General features: G+C 70.7%; 14 protein-coding genes and 1 pseudogene. 9 read left to right on the top strand and 6 right to left on the bottom strand.

Annotation, left to right across the window (positions count from 1 at the left end):
• Window positions 1–6 precede the first annotated feature (6 nt).
• The 4 genes from K8Z49_RS01870 to K8Z49_RS01855 all read left to right on the top strand — a co-directional run bounded on the left by K8Z49_RS01870 (window position 7) and on the right by K8Z49_RS01855 (window position 4,206).
• A complete protein-coding gene (locus K8Z49_RS01870) occupies window positions 7–1,230 on the top strand; it encodes a cytochrome P450 (RefSeq protein WP_021594870.1) in 1,224 nt (407 codons plus the stop codon).
• A gap of 362 nt (window positions 1,231–1,592) precedes the next feature.
• Window positions 1,593–2,462, top strand: coding sequence for a DUF418 domain-containing protein (locus K8Z49_RS01865; RefSeq protein WP_412517488.1), 870 nt, complete (start codon window positions 1,593–1,595; stop codon window positions 2,460–2,462).
• Window positions 2,463–2,629: 167 nt separating this feature from the next.
• Window positions 2,630–3,544 (top strand): hypothetical protein, encoded by a 915-nt coding sequence (locus tag K8Z49_RS01860; RefSeq protein ID WP_412517487.1) that lies wholly within the window; start codon window positions 2,630–2,632, stop codon window positions 3,542–3,544.
• A gap of 47 nt (window positions 3,545–3,591) precedes the next feature.
• Window positions 3,592–4,206 (top strand): hypothetical protein, encoded by a 615-nt coding sequence (locus tag K8Z49_RS01855; protein ID WP_412517486.1) that lies wholly within the window; start codon window positions 3,592–3,594, stop codon window positions 4,204–4,206.
• A 379-nt stretch (window positions 4,207–4,585) separates the two neighbouring features.
• Here the strand turns inward: K8Z49_RS01855 and K8Z49_RS01850 are convergent, their stop codons facing one another.
• The 4 genes and pseudogenes from K8Z49_RS01850 to K8Z49_RS01835 form a co-directional block, all read right to left on the bottom strand.
• Window positions 4,586–4,834: a hypothetical protein gene (locus tag K8Z49_RS01850; RefSeq protein WP_412521352.1), complete on the bottom strand. Its 249-nt coding sequence runs from the start codon at window positions 4,832–4,834 to the stop codon at window positions 4,586–4,588.
• 172 nt (window positions 4,835–5,006) lie between these two features.
• Window positions 5,007–5,075, bottom strand: a pseudogene (locus K8Z49_RS01845) (hypothetical protein); the annotation flags it as partial.
• Window positions 5,076–5,548: 473 nt separating this feature from the next.
• Window positions 5,549–6,139 carry a DUF4291 domain-containing protein gene (locus tag K8Z49_RS01840; RefSeq protein ID WP_412517485.1) on the bottom strand — a complete coding sequence of 197 codons (591 nt, stop codon included), beginning with the start codon at window positions 6,137–6,139 and terminating at the stop codon, window positions 5,549–5,551.
• 34 nt (window positions 6,140–6,173) lie between these two features.
• Entirely contained in the window at window positions 6,174–6,881 is a 708-nt protein-coding gene (locus K8Z49_RS01835; protein ID WP_412517484.1) for a TetR/AcrR family transcriptional regulator, read from the bottom strand.
• A gap of 80 nt (window positions 6,882–6,961) precedes the next feature.
• Between K8Z49_RS01835 and K8Z49_RS01830 the strand changes: the two genes are divergently transcribed.
• Both K8Z49_RS01830 and K8Z49_RS01825 read left to right on the top strand, forming a co-directional pair.
• A complete protein-coding gene (locus K8Z49_RS01830) occupies window positions 6,962–7,858 on the top strand; it encodes a TIGR03620 family F420-dependent LLM class oxidoreductase (RefSeq protein WP_412517483.1) in 897 nt (298 codons plus the stop codon).
• Between the two features lie 201 nt (window positions 7,859–8,059).
• A complete protein-coding gene (locus K8Z49_RS01825; protein WP_412517482.1) occupies window positions 8,060–8,233 on the top strand; it encodes a hypothetical protein in 174 nt (57 codons plus the stop codon).
• Here K8Z49_RS01825 and K8Z49_RS01820 read toward each other — a convergent pair.
• Complete coding sequence (locus K8Z49_RS01820; RefSeq protein ID WP_021598183.1) at window positions 8,203–8,859, bottom strand: response regulator; 657 nt, start codon at window positions 8,857–8,859, stop codon at window positions 8,203–8,205. The two genes, K8Z49_RS01825 and K8Z49_RS01820, sit on opposite strands and share 31 nt — an antisense overlap.
• 8 nt (window positions 8,860–8,867) lie before the next feature.
• Window positions 8,868–10,004, bottom strand: a complete 1,137-nt coding sequence (locus tag K8Z49_RS01815; RefSeq protein WP_412517481.1) for a sensor histidine kinase — start codon at window positions 10,002–10,004, stop codon at window positions 8,868–8,870.
• A gap of 158 nt (window positions 10,005–10,162) precedes the next feature.
• Here K8Z49_RS01815 and K8Z49_RS01810 point away from each other — a divergent pair, with 158 nt between their 5' ends.
• Genes K8Z49_RS01810 through K8Z49_RS01800 form a run of 3 tightly spaced genes read left to right on the top strand, consistent with a single transcriptional unit; the run spans window position 10,163 to window position 12,620 of the window.
• A complete protein-coding gene (locus K8Z49_RS01810; protein ID WP_021598181.1) occupies window positions 10,163–11,068 on the top strand; it encodes an ABC transporter ATP-binding protein in 906 nt (301 codons plus the stop codon).
• Window positions 11,065–11,841, top strand: a complete 777-nt coding sequence (locus K8Z49_RS01805; RefSeq protein ID WP_021598180.1) for an ABC transporter permease — start codon at window positions 11,065–11,067, stop codon at window positions 11,839–11,841. The genes K8Z49_RS01810 and K8Z49_RS01805 overlap by 4 nt, the downstream gene beginning before the upstream one ends.
• Window positions 11,838–12,620 (top strand): ABC transporter permease, encoded by a 783-nt coding sequence (locus tag K8Z49_RS01800; RefSeq protein WP_412517480.1) that lies wholly within the window; start codon window positions 11,838–11,840, stop codon window positions 12,618–12,620. Before K8Z49_RS01805 ends, K8Z49_RS01800 begins: the two co-directional genes overlap by 4 nt.
• The last annotated feature ends 64 nt before the right edge of the window (window positions 12,621–12,684 follow it).

Here is a 12,684-nt window from a genome sequence, read left to right as displayed (position 1 = left end):
GCTCCCATGCCCTCCATCGTCGAGCGCAGTCTCGTCAGCTTGGACTTCTGGGCGAAACCACAGGTCGAACGGGACGAGGTGTTCGCCTCCCTCCGAGCCGCGGAAGGACCGGTCTTCTGTCCCGTGCCGGACCAGCCCGGTTTCTACGCCCTGACCCGCTACGAGGAGGTGGCGGAGGCGAGCCGGAACCCGCAGGTGTTCAGCTCCGGCCCCACCGCCGTCAGCCTGGTCGACCCGGTGCCGGAGATCGCCGACTTCGCCGGGTCGATGATCAACATCGACGATCCGCGGCACGCCCGGCTCCGCCGGATCGTGTCCCGGTCCTTCACGCCCCGCCTGATCCAGCGGGTCACCGGTGACGTGACCGTCCTCGCCCGCCGCATCGTGGACGAGCTCGCCGAGCGCGGCCCGTGCGACTTCGTCCGGCATGTCTCCATGCCGCTGCCGTTGCAGATCATCTGCTCCATGATGGGCATCCCCGAATCGGCGTACGACGATGTCATCGACGCGACGAACGCGATCCTGGCCATCGGCGACCCCGACTACACCGACCCGGACGGCAGGAACCGGGTGGAGGTCATCGTCGAGAAGTTCACCATTCTGCACGAACTCATGGCGGATCTCAGCCGGTTGCGTCGCGAGAAGCCGGCCGACGACCTGGTGACGGCGTTGACGCACGCGAACGTCGACGGCGAAGCCCTCGACGACCGCGACCTCGGCCGCTTCTTCGCATTGCTCGTGGTGGCCGGGAACGAGACGACGCGCAACGCCCTGTCGCACGCCCTGAACCTGCTGACCGAGAATCCGCGGCAGAAGGACATCCTTCTGGCGGACATAGACGGACGGCTCCCCGCCGCCGTCGAGGAGATCGTCCGCCACGCCACTCCCGTGACGTGGATGCGCCGTACCCTGACCCGCGACTACGAGTTGCGCGGGAATGTCTATCGTGCCGGCGATCGGGTCATCCTCTACTACAACTCGGCCAACAGGGACGAGGCCGTGTTCAAGGACGCGGACGCGTTCGACGTCACCCGCTCCCCCAACCCGCACGTGAGCTTCGGAGCACCCGGACCGCATTTCTGCCTCGGCGCGCACCTCGCCCGCCGCGAGATCACGGTGCTGCTGCGGGAGCTCTACACGCGGCTGCCCACCGTGCACGCCACAGCGCCGCCGGTCCAACAGCGGACGAGTTTCATCCACGGCATCAAGTCCCTGGCCTGCGCCTTCTGATGCTTATTACGTGATCGCTTAACCGGTGCATAATCGGTTCTCCGGTACCGTCTCGTTGCCATAGGCGAATGCCGACTGGCCGGGAGGTGTCCCGCGCGACGGTGCGAACAGGCATGTTCTCGTGTCGTTTGCGGTGGCCGTCGCCCAGCTCTAGCCGGGATGTGCTTTCACGGTGTGGGATCGGGCGATGGGGCGAGTCACCGCTCCGGAGGAGGTGAATCCTGACGTCGTGGCAGGGTTCTGAGCCCGAAGGGGTCCGGAAGGACAGGGGCGAGGAGTCGTCGCGCATCACCGAGGTTGACGTCCTGCGCGCCTTCGCCCTGCTGGGCATCTCGATGGTGAACACGGTCAGCATCACCAACATGCCCAACGGTGAGAGCCGACCAGGCATGGGCTACTGGGCATTTGAAACACTCCTACATCAGCGATTCTTCCCCATTTTCGCGTTTCTTTTCGGGATGAGTTTCGGCCTGTTTCTCGACGCGGCTCGGGATAAAGCACGACACCCACGGCTAGTCATGTTGGCGCGACTAGGGTTCCTGGTCCCGTTCGGCGCGGCGCATCGGCTGGTTCAGCCCGACGAAGTCTTGCTGACCTACGCCGTTGTCGGCATCACCGTATTGATTCCCGCATCATTGCTGCCGGGACGTCCTGTCGCCGCGCTAGGCATCCTTGGCGTCGCCGCTGGACTGGTTGCCGGTGGCGGCAGTCTGCTCACTCCAGGACTGTTCCTGTTCGGGCTGGGTGTGCAGCGACGTGGGTTGAGGAATGCAACGGCGATGCGAGTGCCGCATTTGACCATTGCGTGTTGCGCGACACTGACAGTTGCGGCCTGCCTGAACACGTGGCAAGTCGCCGGTGGAACGGATGCAGGCCCGCAACGAGCCGCCCTGGCCGGAGTGGTAACCGCTGGGGGCTATGTCTTGGGCCTTCTGTTGCTGTTTCGCACGCGCGCCTGGCGAGTGTTGCGACACCTGGCCCCAGTGGGCCGCATGGCGCTCACGGGTTACATCGGCGGAACATTGTTGATCCTTGCGGCCGGGCGCCTCATCGACTTCGAGGACGCACCGAGGTACGGGTGGGCGATCTCTCTCGGAGTGTGCGTGTTCGCGATCGAAGTGGCGTTCAGTTGGGCGTGGCTGCGACGCACTCGATACGGCCCCCTGGAATGGATCTGGCGTTGTCTGACATGGTGGCGTATAGAACCGAACACCCGATCCAGCCGAATATAGACCCGGTATCCACCGAATCAACCACCAATGACGACACCCCGGGGCGACAAGATCAGTTCGTGATCAATTCAGACTGACGTTATCCACAGAATCTCGTTCTATCCAATCCGCACGGCCCCCTCATCGAAGCTGGATCCACGCCGGTCCACCGCCCCGAGGAGGCTCCATTGCGCGTCACCATCACGGTTCCCGAAGAGACGACCGCCGGCTTCGTCGTCGCGACCGACAGGGACCCCGGCGACCTGCCGGCGGCGATCCGCCGGAGGCTCCCCGTTCCGTTCGCGGCCGCTGTGTCGGAACGACTCGGCACTCCACGGCTCGTACTGTCCTGCCATCCCGCCGCCGACTCGCCCTGGGATCTTTCGAGCGTGACAAGTGCGGACGAGGACGACATCGCGAGGATCCGCCAGGCGACCCGGCATATCGGCGTCACGTCCGTCCTGCCCGCCGGCGATCTGCCGTCCGGGCCGCACCTGGCCCGGGCCGCCGCCAAGGCGATCTCAGAGGCCCTCTGCGGGGTACCCATCGACCTCGCCTCGGATCGCGTGGTACCGGTAGTTCCTTTCGGACGGTTCGACGAGTTCACCCTCGCCGACGACTGGCTCGGCACCACCCTGCCGCCTTATCGGAACGCCGGGCGCTGCACCGCCGACGAGGACGACATCGACGGCTGCGCATGCGTCACACTCACGACCCGCGGACTCCGCCGGTTCGGCCTGCCCGAGTTAGAGATCGTCGGTATCGGCTGCCCGCACGACCTCGCCGCACTCAACATCCTGCGCACCACCGCGCAACGGCTGCTCCCCTTGGGCATGCATCCAGGCGATCACCTTCTTCCGCCCCAGCTCATGCTGACGAGCGCCGACTTCTCCGCGTTCTGGGGCAATCGCGATCCCATGTGGGACGACGGGCCCATCGCGGTGCGCTTGACCGAGGTGGCACCCGACCGCCTGGGCATACGCCCGCCCGCCGACTTCCCGGGCACCTTGAACGAGTGGCTGTGGGACGAACTTCCGCCCGTCCTGCATGAACTGCTCAGCTGCGAGCCCGACGACGCGGTGCCGGGTCGGACGGGCGGCTAACGTCGTCCGGCATGGAGAACGACCGAGCGCCCGGAGCGCTGGCGCGAGTGCTGGAGGACGTCGCGGCCGAACGCGAGGCCCAGGACCAGATGTGGGGCGTCCAGGAGTTCCCGGACGGCACCGGACCTGAGTTCACCACGCATGCAGAGGAGGCGAAGCAGGATTGTGCCGCGGCCTGGTCGCGTGGGGATCTCACTTGGCGCCACATCCTGACCGAGGAGTTCTTCGAGGCGCTGGCCGAATCAGACCCGGGCGCACTGCGGACCGAACTGGTCCAGACGGCCGCGGTCGCCGTGAAATGGGTGCAATCTCTGGACCGGCGCCACGGTGGGACGACGCATCCCGTCAAGGGTGGTCGGCGCACCGAGAAGCTCGTCCGGGACCGCATACCGCAAATCATCCGGGACGAGGGCGGCGCACCGGAATCACGCGTCGCCGGTTCCGAGGAGCACGCGGCTCTACTGCGCGCCAAGCTCAACGAGGAGGCCGGCGAGTACGCTGCGAGCGGCGACCCAGCCGAACTCGCAGACCTCCTGGAGGTGATCCACGCGCTCGCGGCCCTTCACGGAATGACCCCTGCCGACCTGGAGAAACAACGCGCCGCAAAGGCTGCGGAACGCGGTGGCTTCACCCGCCGCCTCGTCCTACGCCTCCGCGAGTAACAACCCACCCGAGCCGCAACACCAACCGGAACAACATCACTTCGACCACCTGAGCAACCGCATCCACCACGCGCGCTATGTAAAGGATCAGTGCGGCGTTCGAACCAGGACAGACACGAGGGAGCGGCGGGACACCGGCCACGGCCTCGTCAACGGTGAGCAACAACGGCGGCAGCGTGTAGCTGGGCCTCCGCCTCTGGGCAGGACGCTCAAGGCAGCACGCCACGCTCTCCGAGAGAGGGTGAGGACGCTTCTGAACGGGAGGACCTTTAGCATCCGGGAGCACGCCGGTGTCCCACATTCGCTCGTCAGTGGCCGAGCCACGGGTCTGGACCGGCCGGCCGTCAGAGCCCCCGCCACGGTCCCGACCAGCCGGCCGTCAGAGCCCCCGCCACGGTCCCGACCAGCCGGCCGTCAGTGGGCCCGCCGCGGTCTCGACCGGTAGGAACTCGCCGTCGACGACCCGTCCCCCGGCCGCGGGCCGCGGCAGCGTCTCGACGATCACGGCGACGCCCAGCCCGAACCGCGCGGCCAACTCGCCCGCCCGGAAGGGCCCGTGGGCGCGTGCGTACCGGGAGGCCAGGTCGCAGAGCGGATGGCCATGGGGGCCGATTACTCGGAAGATCAAGAGCGTCCTGGACTAGTACGCGGTCCTGTTCATCTTTGACGAGGTGCAGACCGGGTGGCCTGGGCTGGGGCGGACGGAACTGAGGTGCCTGTGAACCATTCGGTCCCGCTGTCGGATAATCGTGTGAGGCGGGCGCTTGCGCTCGGGTGACAGGAGGGGGCCAGCCGGCGGGGCCCTGGATCAGGACGCCCTCCCGCTGTGTCACACCGCGGGACCGCGTCCGCATCGGGATGGAGAACACCCGCACGCGCCGGCCCCCCGGCCTGCCCCGTGGCGGGACATCTGCCTCTGGCCTGGATGCTCCGAGAGGACGCGCCACGGGGGCCGGAAACGGATGAGGCGTTCCTCGGGCAGCAGAGCCTTGGCCTTTGACGGTGCGGCCAGACTTGAGGTGCCTGCAGATCTCCGAGCACGTCGGATGGGTCGCGGCGGCCCGGCCCCGGCAGGGCCAGGTACGACGGCGCCCGGGCGCGCGGGGCGGGCACGCGCCGTTGGGCACGCGCCGTTGGGCACGCGCCCTTGGGCGGGCGGGCGCGGTTGGCGGGCGGGCGCGGTTGGCGGGCGGGCGCCGTTGGCGGGCGGGCGCCGTTGGGCGGGCGCGGTTGGTGGGCGGGCGCGGTTGGGCTTTGGTGGTGTGGGGTGTGGGCGGGCGTCGGGGGTGGACTCGGTGTCGGTGGAGATTTGCGGCGGCGGGTTGTGGGTGGGTGGCTGTGGTTAGGGGGCTCCTAGGCGGTGGGCTATGGGTGGGGGGAGCGGGTACGGGCGTTCTTTTGGGAGTAGGGCCTTGGCTTGGGGGGTGCGGCCGGCTTTTAGGTGGTCGTGGATTTTTCGGGCTAGGGGCGTGCGGTCTTCTACGTCGAGGATCCAGTCGTCGACGTAGCGGTCGATGATGTGGCGGCTTAGGCCTACCTGGATGCTGCGGGCCTCTAGTTTCTGACCACGGAGCGAGCGTTCGGGGTCCCACTGGACGTGCACGACCGCTTCGGCGAAACGGCGGCGCCACTCGTCCGAGCTGCGGAAGACGCGGCGGTCCGGGTCGGTCGGGACCGCCAGGGTCAGGGCCTCCTCCCAGCCCTCCCGGCTGATCCTGACCGCGAGGATCATCTCCTGGCCCGCCTTGCGGGCCCAGTCGCTGCGCGCCATCAGCCAGAGGAACGACGGCTTGATCCAGGTCATGCGGTGCCGGGAGAACGGCGGGACGAACGTGTTGTGCTCGACCGCCGGGGCGCCGATCTCACGGGTGTACGCCTGGTAGACGGTGATCGAGTCACGGTCGTGGACGGCGCGGATCTCGCGTGTGCGCATGGTCCGGTCAGGGTGGCGCAGGCGGCGGTGGCGCTCAACCGGATTTCGCGGCGGCCGTCCTGCGGCGGTGGGCCTTCTGGCGGCAGGACACGCCGCAGTAGCGGGCGGGACGGCCCGTGGACGCGGAGGTGAGGGTGGCCGCGCAGACTTCGCAGCGAGTTTCGTTATGCGACTTGCTAGGTGTTTCGTCTTGTTTCGTTACGTAGCGGAGGGCGTCTAGGGCCAGCGCTGTCATGCGTCCTTCGGTGCCGTGCTGCCTTTCCATCAGCATCGCGCCGCCCAGCAAGGCGCGGACCTCGTGGACGTCCACGTCGGCGCGCACCTCGCCGGCGGCCTGCGCCCGGCGCAGCAAGGCGTCGAGGGCGACGGTGAACTGCTCGTCCAGGCCACAGGCGTCGAGCGTCCGAAGGTCCGTCGCCAAGGCGTCGCACAGGGAGTGGTTGTACATGGCGCGCTCCACGACCCGCATCAGGAATCCGTAGAACGCTTCGGCGGGGTCGGCAGCATCCGCGAGGGCCTGTGCCTCACGAATGATCTCCTCGATCCGCTGTGTTACGACCGCCTCGAAGAGAGCTTCCTTGGTGGGGAAGTTGCGGTAGACGGTGCCCGCTCCGACGCCCGCGCGACGGGCGATGTCGTCGAGCGGGACGAGGCGCCCGTCCGAGGCGAACGCCTCATAGGCGGCCTGGAGGATGCGCTCTCGGTTCCGGCGCGCGTCGGCGCGCCGGGGTCGTTCCGCCAAACCTGGGCCTCCTTGACAAGCGGGGCGAGCGTTCCGGTACTGTCCTAAGCGGGTTGCTGGTTCCGATTATAGGAGGGTCGATGACGGCGGTGGACGAGGCGCGCGGCAGGCTGGGCAGGGTCGGCGTCGCGCTGGTGACGCCCATCGCGCCCGCCGAGGAGTGGGGGCGGGCGGCGCGGCGCGTCGAGGAGGCGGGCTACGGGGCGATCTGGCTGAACGAGGCCATCGGCGGCCGTGAGGTGTTCAGCCAGATGGCCATGATGCTCGCCGCGACGGACCGGATCGCGTCGGGTTCGGCCATCGCGAATCTCTGGGCGCGCCACCCCGCCGCCATGCAAGGCGCGGCCGCGGTGCTGGGGGACGCCTATCCCGGCCGGCTGGCCCTGGGGGTCGGCGTCAGCATGGGTGCGATCGTCGAACAGAGCGGACAGAAGTGGACGAGCCCCCTGAAAAGGATGCGCGAGTACCTTGACGGCATGGACGCGTCGGCGGGCGCGGCCCCGGTGCCCGACGTGCCGTTCCCCCGCCTGGTGGCGGCGCTCGGCCCGAAGATGCAGGAGCTGGCCCGGGACCGGGCGGACGGCGCCCTCCCCGCCGCGATGCCCGTCGAGCACACCAGGGCCACCAGGGAACGGCTCGGCCCGGACAAACTGCTCGTGGTGATGCAGGCGGCCATCCTGGAAGCCGACCCGGAGAAGGCGCGCGGCATCGCACGGGGCACCCAGATGCTCGAAATGCCGGGTTCGCCCTACGTCCGCTCTCTGAAGACCCTCGGCTACGACGACGCGGCGCTCGCCGGCGGCGGGTCCGACGAGGTCATCGACGCCTGCTTCACCTGGGGCGACGAGACCGCCATCGCCAAGCGGGTTCAGGACCACCTGGACGCCGGTGCCGACCATGTCGGCGTCACCGCCTTCGCCCCGGATCTGCCCTCCACCGCCTCCCACTACGAGCGCCTCGCCCCGTTCCTCCTCTGACCCCGGCGCCGAAGCCGACTCCGGCACCGTCTTGCGGAAGGCGCCAGGGGCCCCGGCCTGCGCGAGAGCGCGGCCTCTTCGTGCCGTCGACGCCCCCAGCGCATGGCCGTCCTCTGGTCCCGGCGACATCGGCCCGCCACGCCGCCAAGGCCGGAGCCGACCGCCGCGCCTGGAACAACGAATGAGGGACCGCGCGCGGCCGTGCTGATGTCGGACGAGGTGCCGCTGGACGACCTCGCCTACGCGAGGGTGCGCATCACCGATGCGGCGGGCGGGCCCGCGGTCAGCGGGGGCGGCCGGGACGAGGACGCCCTGGCCGCCTGGCGCGAGGCGGGCCCGCGCGGTCAGCGGGGGCGGATCAGGCCGGTCTCGTAGGCGGTGATCACCAGCTGGGCGCGGTCGCGGGCCTGGAGCTTGGCCAGCAGGTGGCCGATGTGCGTCTTCACCGTGGCGGGGCTGAGGTGCAGGTGTTCGGCCAGCTCGGCGTTGGACAGGCCCCGGGCGATGAGGATGAGGACCTCGCGTTCGCGGTCGGTGAGGGCGTCCAGGCCCTCCGGGGGCGGCTGGACGGGGCCGGGGCGGCGGACGAACTCGGCGATCAGGCGGCGGGTGACCGTGGGGGCCAGGAGCGACTCGCCGGACGCGACGACGCGGATCGCGGAGAGGAGGTCGGCGGGCGGAGTGTCCTTGAGCAGGAAGCCGCTCGCCCCCGCGCGGAGCGCCGCGTAGACGTAGGTGTCCAGGTCGAAGGTCGTGAGGATCAGGACGCGGACGTCCGGGAGGTCGGCGCAGATCCGCCGGGTGGCCTCGATGCCGTCCATCTCGGGCATGCGGACGTCCATGAGAACGACGTCGGGGCGTTCGCGCTCGGCCAGCGCGACCGCCTCGGCGCCGTCGCCGGCCTCTCCGACGGTGCGCAGGCCCGGCGCGGTGTCGATCAGGACGCGGAAGCTGCCGCGCAGCAGGGCCTGGTCGTCGGCGACGAGGACGCTCAGATCCAACGGTGTCCCTAGCTCTCGTACGGGAAGGCGGCCGACACGGCGAAACCGCCCTCGGGACGGGGCCCGGCGGTGAAGTCGCCGCCGTACATCATGACGCGCTCGCGCATGCCGATGAGGCCGTGCCCGTCCCCGCCCGGCAGGACGCGGACGCCGGGCCCGTCGTCGGTGACGTCGATGCGCATCCGGGCGCCGTCGGCCTCGACGCGGACGCGGCAGCGGGCGGGCGCGGCGTGCTTGACGACGTTGGTGATCGCCTCCTGCACGATGCGGTAGGCGGAGAGGGCGACGCCGTCGGGGAGGTCGCCGGTGTCGACGTCCAGATCGACATGGACGCCGGCCATCGCGGCGCGGTCGGCGAGGCCGGACAGCTCGGCCAGACCCGGGGAGGGGGTCAGCTCGGCGTCGGCGGCGCCGGTGCGCAGGACCCCGAGGAGGTGCCGCATCTCGGCGAGTGAGGAGCGGCTGGTGGCCTCGATGACGCGCAGCGCGTCGAGCGCCTCCTCGGGCCGCGCCCCGGCGACGTGGACGGCCACGCCCGCCTTGACGGCGATGAGGCTCATGCTGTGCGCCACGACGTCGTGGAGTTCGCGGGCGATGCGGAGCCGTTCGTCGGAGACGGCCTGGTCGGCGAGGCGGCGGGCCGAGCGGGCGGCCTGGGCGCGGCGCTCCCGGACGACGCGGCCGAGCGTCCAGGACGCGCCGAGGACGGCGAGGCCGAGCAGGATCTTGCCGGCGATCTCGGCATGGCGGCCGGCGGGCCCGACCATGGCGCCGCCGAGGATGAACAGGCCGCTTGCGGCGCCGATGAGCGACGTGGGGATCCAGCGGCGGCGGCGCCGGGTGAGCGCGACCGGGTACAGGGCGTACGCGGCGGCGGCGTAGGAGTCCCAGGGCAGGTCGACGACCAGCATGGCGGTCGAGGCGGCCAGGGTGACGGCGAAGACCGGAACGGGCCACAGGCGCCGCAGGGCGAGCGGCAGCCCCGCGGCGGGGATGAGCACGGCGGCCATGAGCATGGAGCCGCCGCCCGCGGGGAGCGTCAGCATCACCAGCAGGTAGAGGATCGCCGCTCCGGCGTCCAGGCCGATGAGGCCGCGCCGGCTGAGCCGCCTGAAGACCGGGGAGCGCAGCTCGGATTCGTCCACGGCACGAAGGTAGCGGGCGGGGCGGGGCCGACGCCTCGTGCCGGCGGACGTCATACCAGGGTCTGAGCGGGGGCGGCAGCCTCGGAGCACGGTCGCACGCGCGGTTCCCGACCACGTTCCGATGTGGGACGGGGACGTTCCGTAGGACCGTCGACCGCATGATCGAGGTACGTGAGCTGACGAAGCGCTACGGCCGGACGACCGCGGTGGACGGCCTGTCCTTCGTCGTGAGACCGGGCACGGTGACGGGGTTCCTCGGCCCGAACGGGGCCGGGAAGTCGACGACCATGCGCATCCTCCTGGGGCTCGACAAGGCGACGTCCGGTTCGGCGCTGATCAACGGCGGCCCGTACACGGCGTTGCGCCGCCCGATGCGGGAGGTGGGGGCGCTGCTGGACGCGAGCGCCGTGCACGGGGGGCGGCGGGCGTACGACCATCTCGGCTGGCTGGCGCGCAGCAACGGGATCGGGATGCGGCGGGTCGCGGAGGTCCTGGAGCAGGTGGGCCTCGCCGGGGTCGCGCGGAAGAGGGTCGGCGGGTTCTCGCTGGGGATGCGGCAGCGGCTGGGGATCGCCGCCGCGCTGCTCGGCGACCCGGGCGTGCTGATGTTCGACGAGCCGGTGAACGGCCTGGACCCGGACGGCGTCCGCTGGATCCGCGAGCTGATGCGGGCCCTCGCCGCCGGCGGCCGGACGGTGCTGATCTCCAGCCACCTGATGAGCGAGATGGAGCTGACGGCCGACCGGCTGATCATCATCGGGCGCGGCAGGCTGATCGCGGACACGTCGGTGCGGGAGCTGGCGGACCGGTTCCGGCGCGGGGTGGTCGTCCGCTCGCCGCGCCCGGCCGACCTGACCGCCGTGCTCGCCGGGGCCGGGGGCGCCGTCGAGCGGGTGCCGGACGGCTCCCTCTCGGTGACCGGGCTGGACGTCGCCGCGATCGGCGACGCGGCCGCGGCGCACGGGATCCCGCTGTACGGGGTGACGCCGCACAGCGCGTCGCTGGAGGAGGCCTACATGGAACTGACGGCGGGCAGCGCCGAGTTCGGGGCGGTGGCCTCGTGATCGACGCGCTCGCGGCGGAGTGGTACAAGCTCCGGACGGTCCGCTCGACCTTGGCCATCGCCGGGACGATCGCGGTGTTCATGCTGTTGTGCGTCCTGTGGTCCTTCTACGTCGCCCGTTACTGGGACGGCCTGTCGGCCGCGCGGAGGGCGACGGCGAGGTCGGCTCCGGCGGAGCAGCCGCTGGCCGTGGCGCTGCCGGTGTGCGCGGTGGTGCTGGGTGCGCTGACGCTGACGTCGGAGTACTCGTCCGGGATGAACCGGACGACGCTGGCCGCGCTGCCCCGTCGGCTCCCCCTGTTCGCCGCCAAGGCGGGGGTGGCGGCCGGGGCCATGTTCGCCGCGGCCGTGGCGTCCCTGGTCGTCGGGGCCGCGGCGGGCAGGGCGATCGTGGGCGACCGGCCGGTGGCCACGTTCCAGGGTCCGGTGGCCGACGTCGCCGCCCACCTCCTGTGGCTGGGGCTGACGACGGCGGCGATCACGCTGATCACGTTCGGGCTGGGGGCCGTGCTGCGCTCCACCGCCGGGACGATCACGGCGGGCATGGCGGTGCTGTTCATCCTGCCCGCGCTCGCCCAGCTGCTGCCGTCCCCGTGGGACGAGCGGATCTGGTCGGCGCTGCCGGGCAACCTGTCCGACCAGATCGCCGGGGCGCCGGGCTCGTCCGGCGCCCACGGAGTCCTGTCGCCGCCCGCCGCCGTGGCGCTCCTGGCGGCCTACGTCGTGATCGCGCTGGCGGCGGGCGCGTTCTCGTTCATCCGGAGGGACGCATGACGGGCGACGCGGTCGCGGCCGAATGGCGGAAGCTGCGCTCCGTCCGGTCGACCTACTGGATCATGGCGGTGACGTTCGGGTTCCTCCTGGTCGTCCTGCTGCTGGCCCTGCAGTCGGCGCATGTCTGGGACGGCCTGTCCGCGGAGCGCCGCGCGGAGTTCCGGCTGCGGCCCCTCCAGGAGCTGGCCGGGTGGGTGGCGTCGCTGTGCCTGGCGATCCTCGGCGTGCTGACGGTGACGTCCGAGTACCGGACGGGCATGATCCGGACCAGCATCACCGCGATTCCGGCCCGCCGCACGCTGCTCCTGGCCAAGGCCGCGGTCGTCGGGACGGTCGCACTGGTCGCCGGCGAGGCGGTGACGGTCTGCGCGTTCCTCGGGTCGCGGCTCGTCGTCGGCGACCGGCCGTTCGTGGACCAGCAGGAGTCCATAGCGCACGATCTGCCGAGTTTTCTCGTCTCGGGCACGGTGGTCCCGGTCTTCGCGCTGCTCGGCCTGGCGCTCGGTGTGCTGCTGAGGTCCACGGCGGGATCGCTCGTCTCGGTGGTGTTCGTCTGGCACGTCCTACCGCTGCTCGTCATCCACCTGCCGCAGCCCTGGAGCGATCGTGCCGCGTCGGTCATGCCCGGTGCTCTGCCCCACCAGATGTCCAGCCTCAGCGCGGAGAACTCCATATACGGGGATCTGCTGTCTCCGGGGATGGCGACCGCGGTACTGCTGGCGTACGCGCTCGCGCCGCTCGCGGCCGCCGCCTTTGTGCTCGCCCGGCGGGACGCCTGAGCCCCTGGAACCACCAACGGCGGCGTCCCGTCATGGGGCGCCGCCGTTCACTCATGGAAGCCCG

Origin of the sequence: Actinomadura madurae (assembly GCF_047130825.1) — a bacterium.
Classification (GTDB): Bacteria; Actinomycetota; Actinomycetes; order Streptosporangiales; family Streptosporangiaceae; genus Spirillospora; species Spirillospora madurae.
This window is presented reverse-complemented; position numbering and strand designations above follow the sequence as displayed.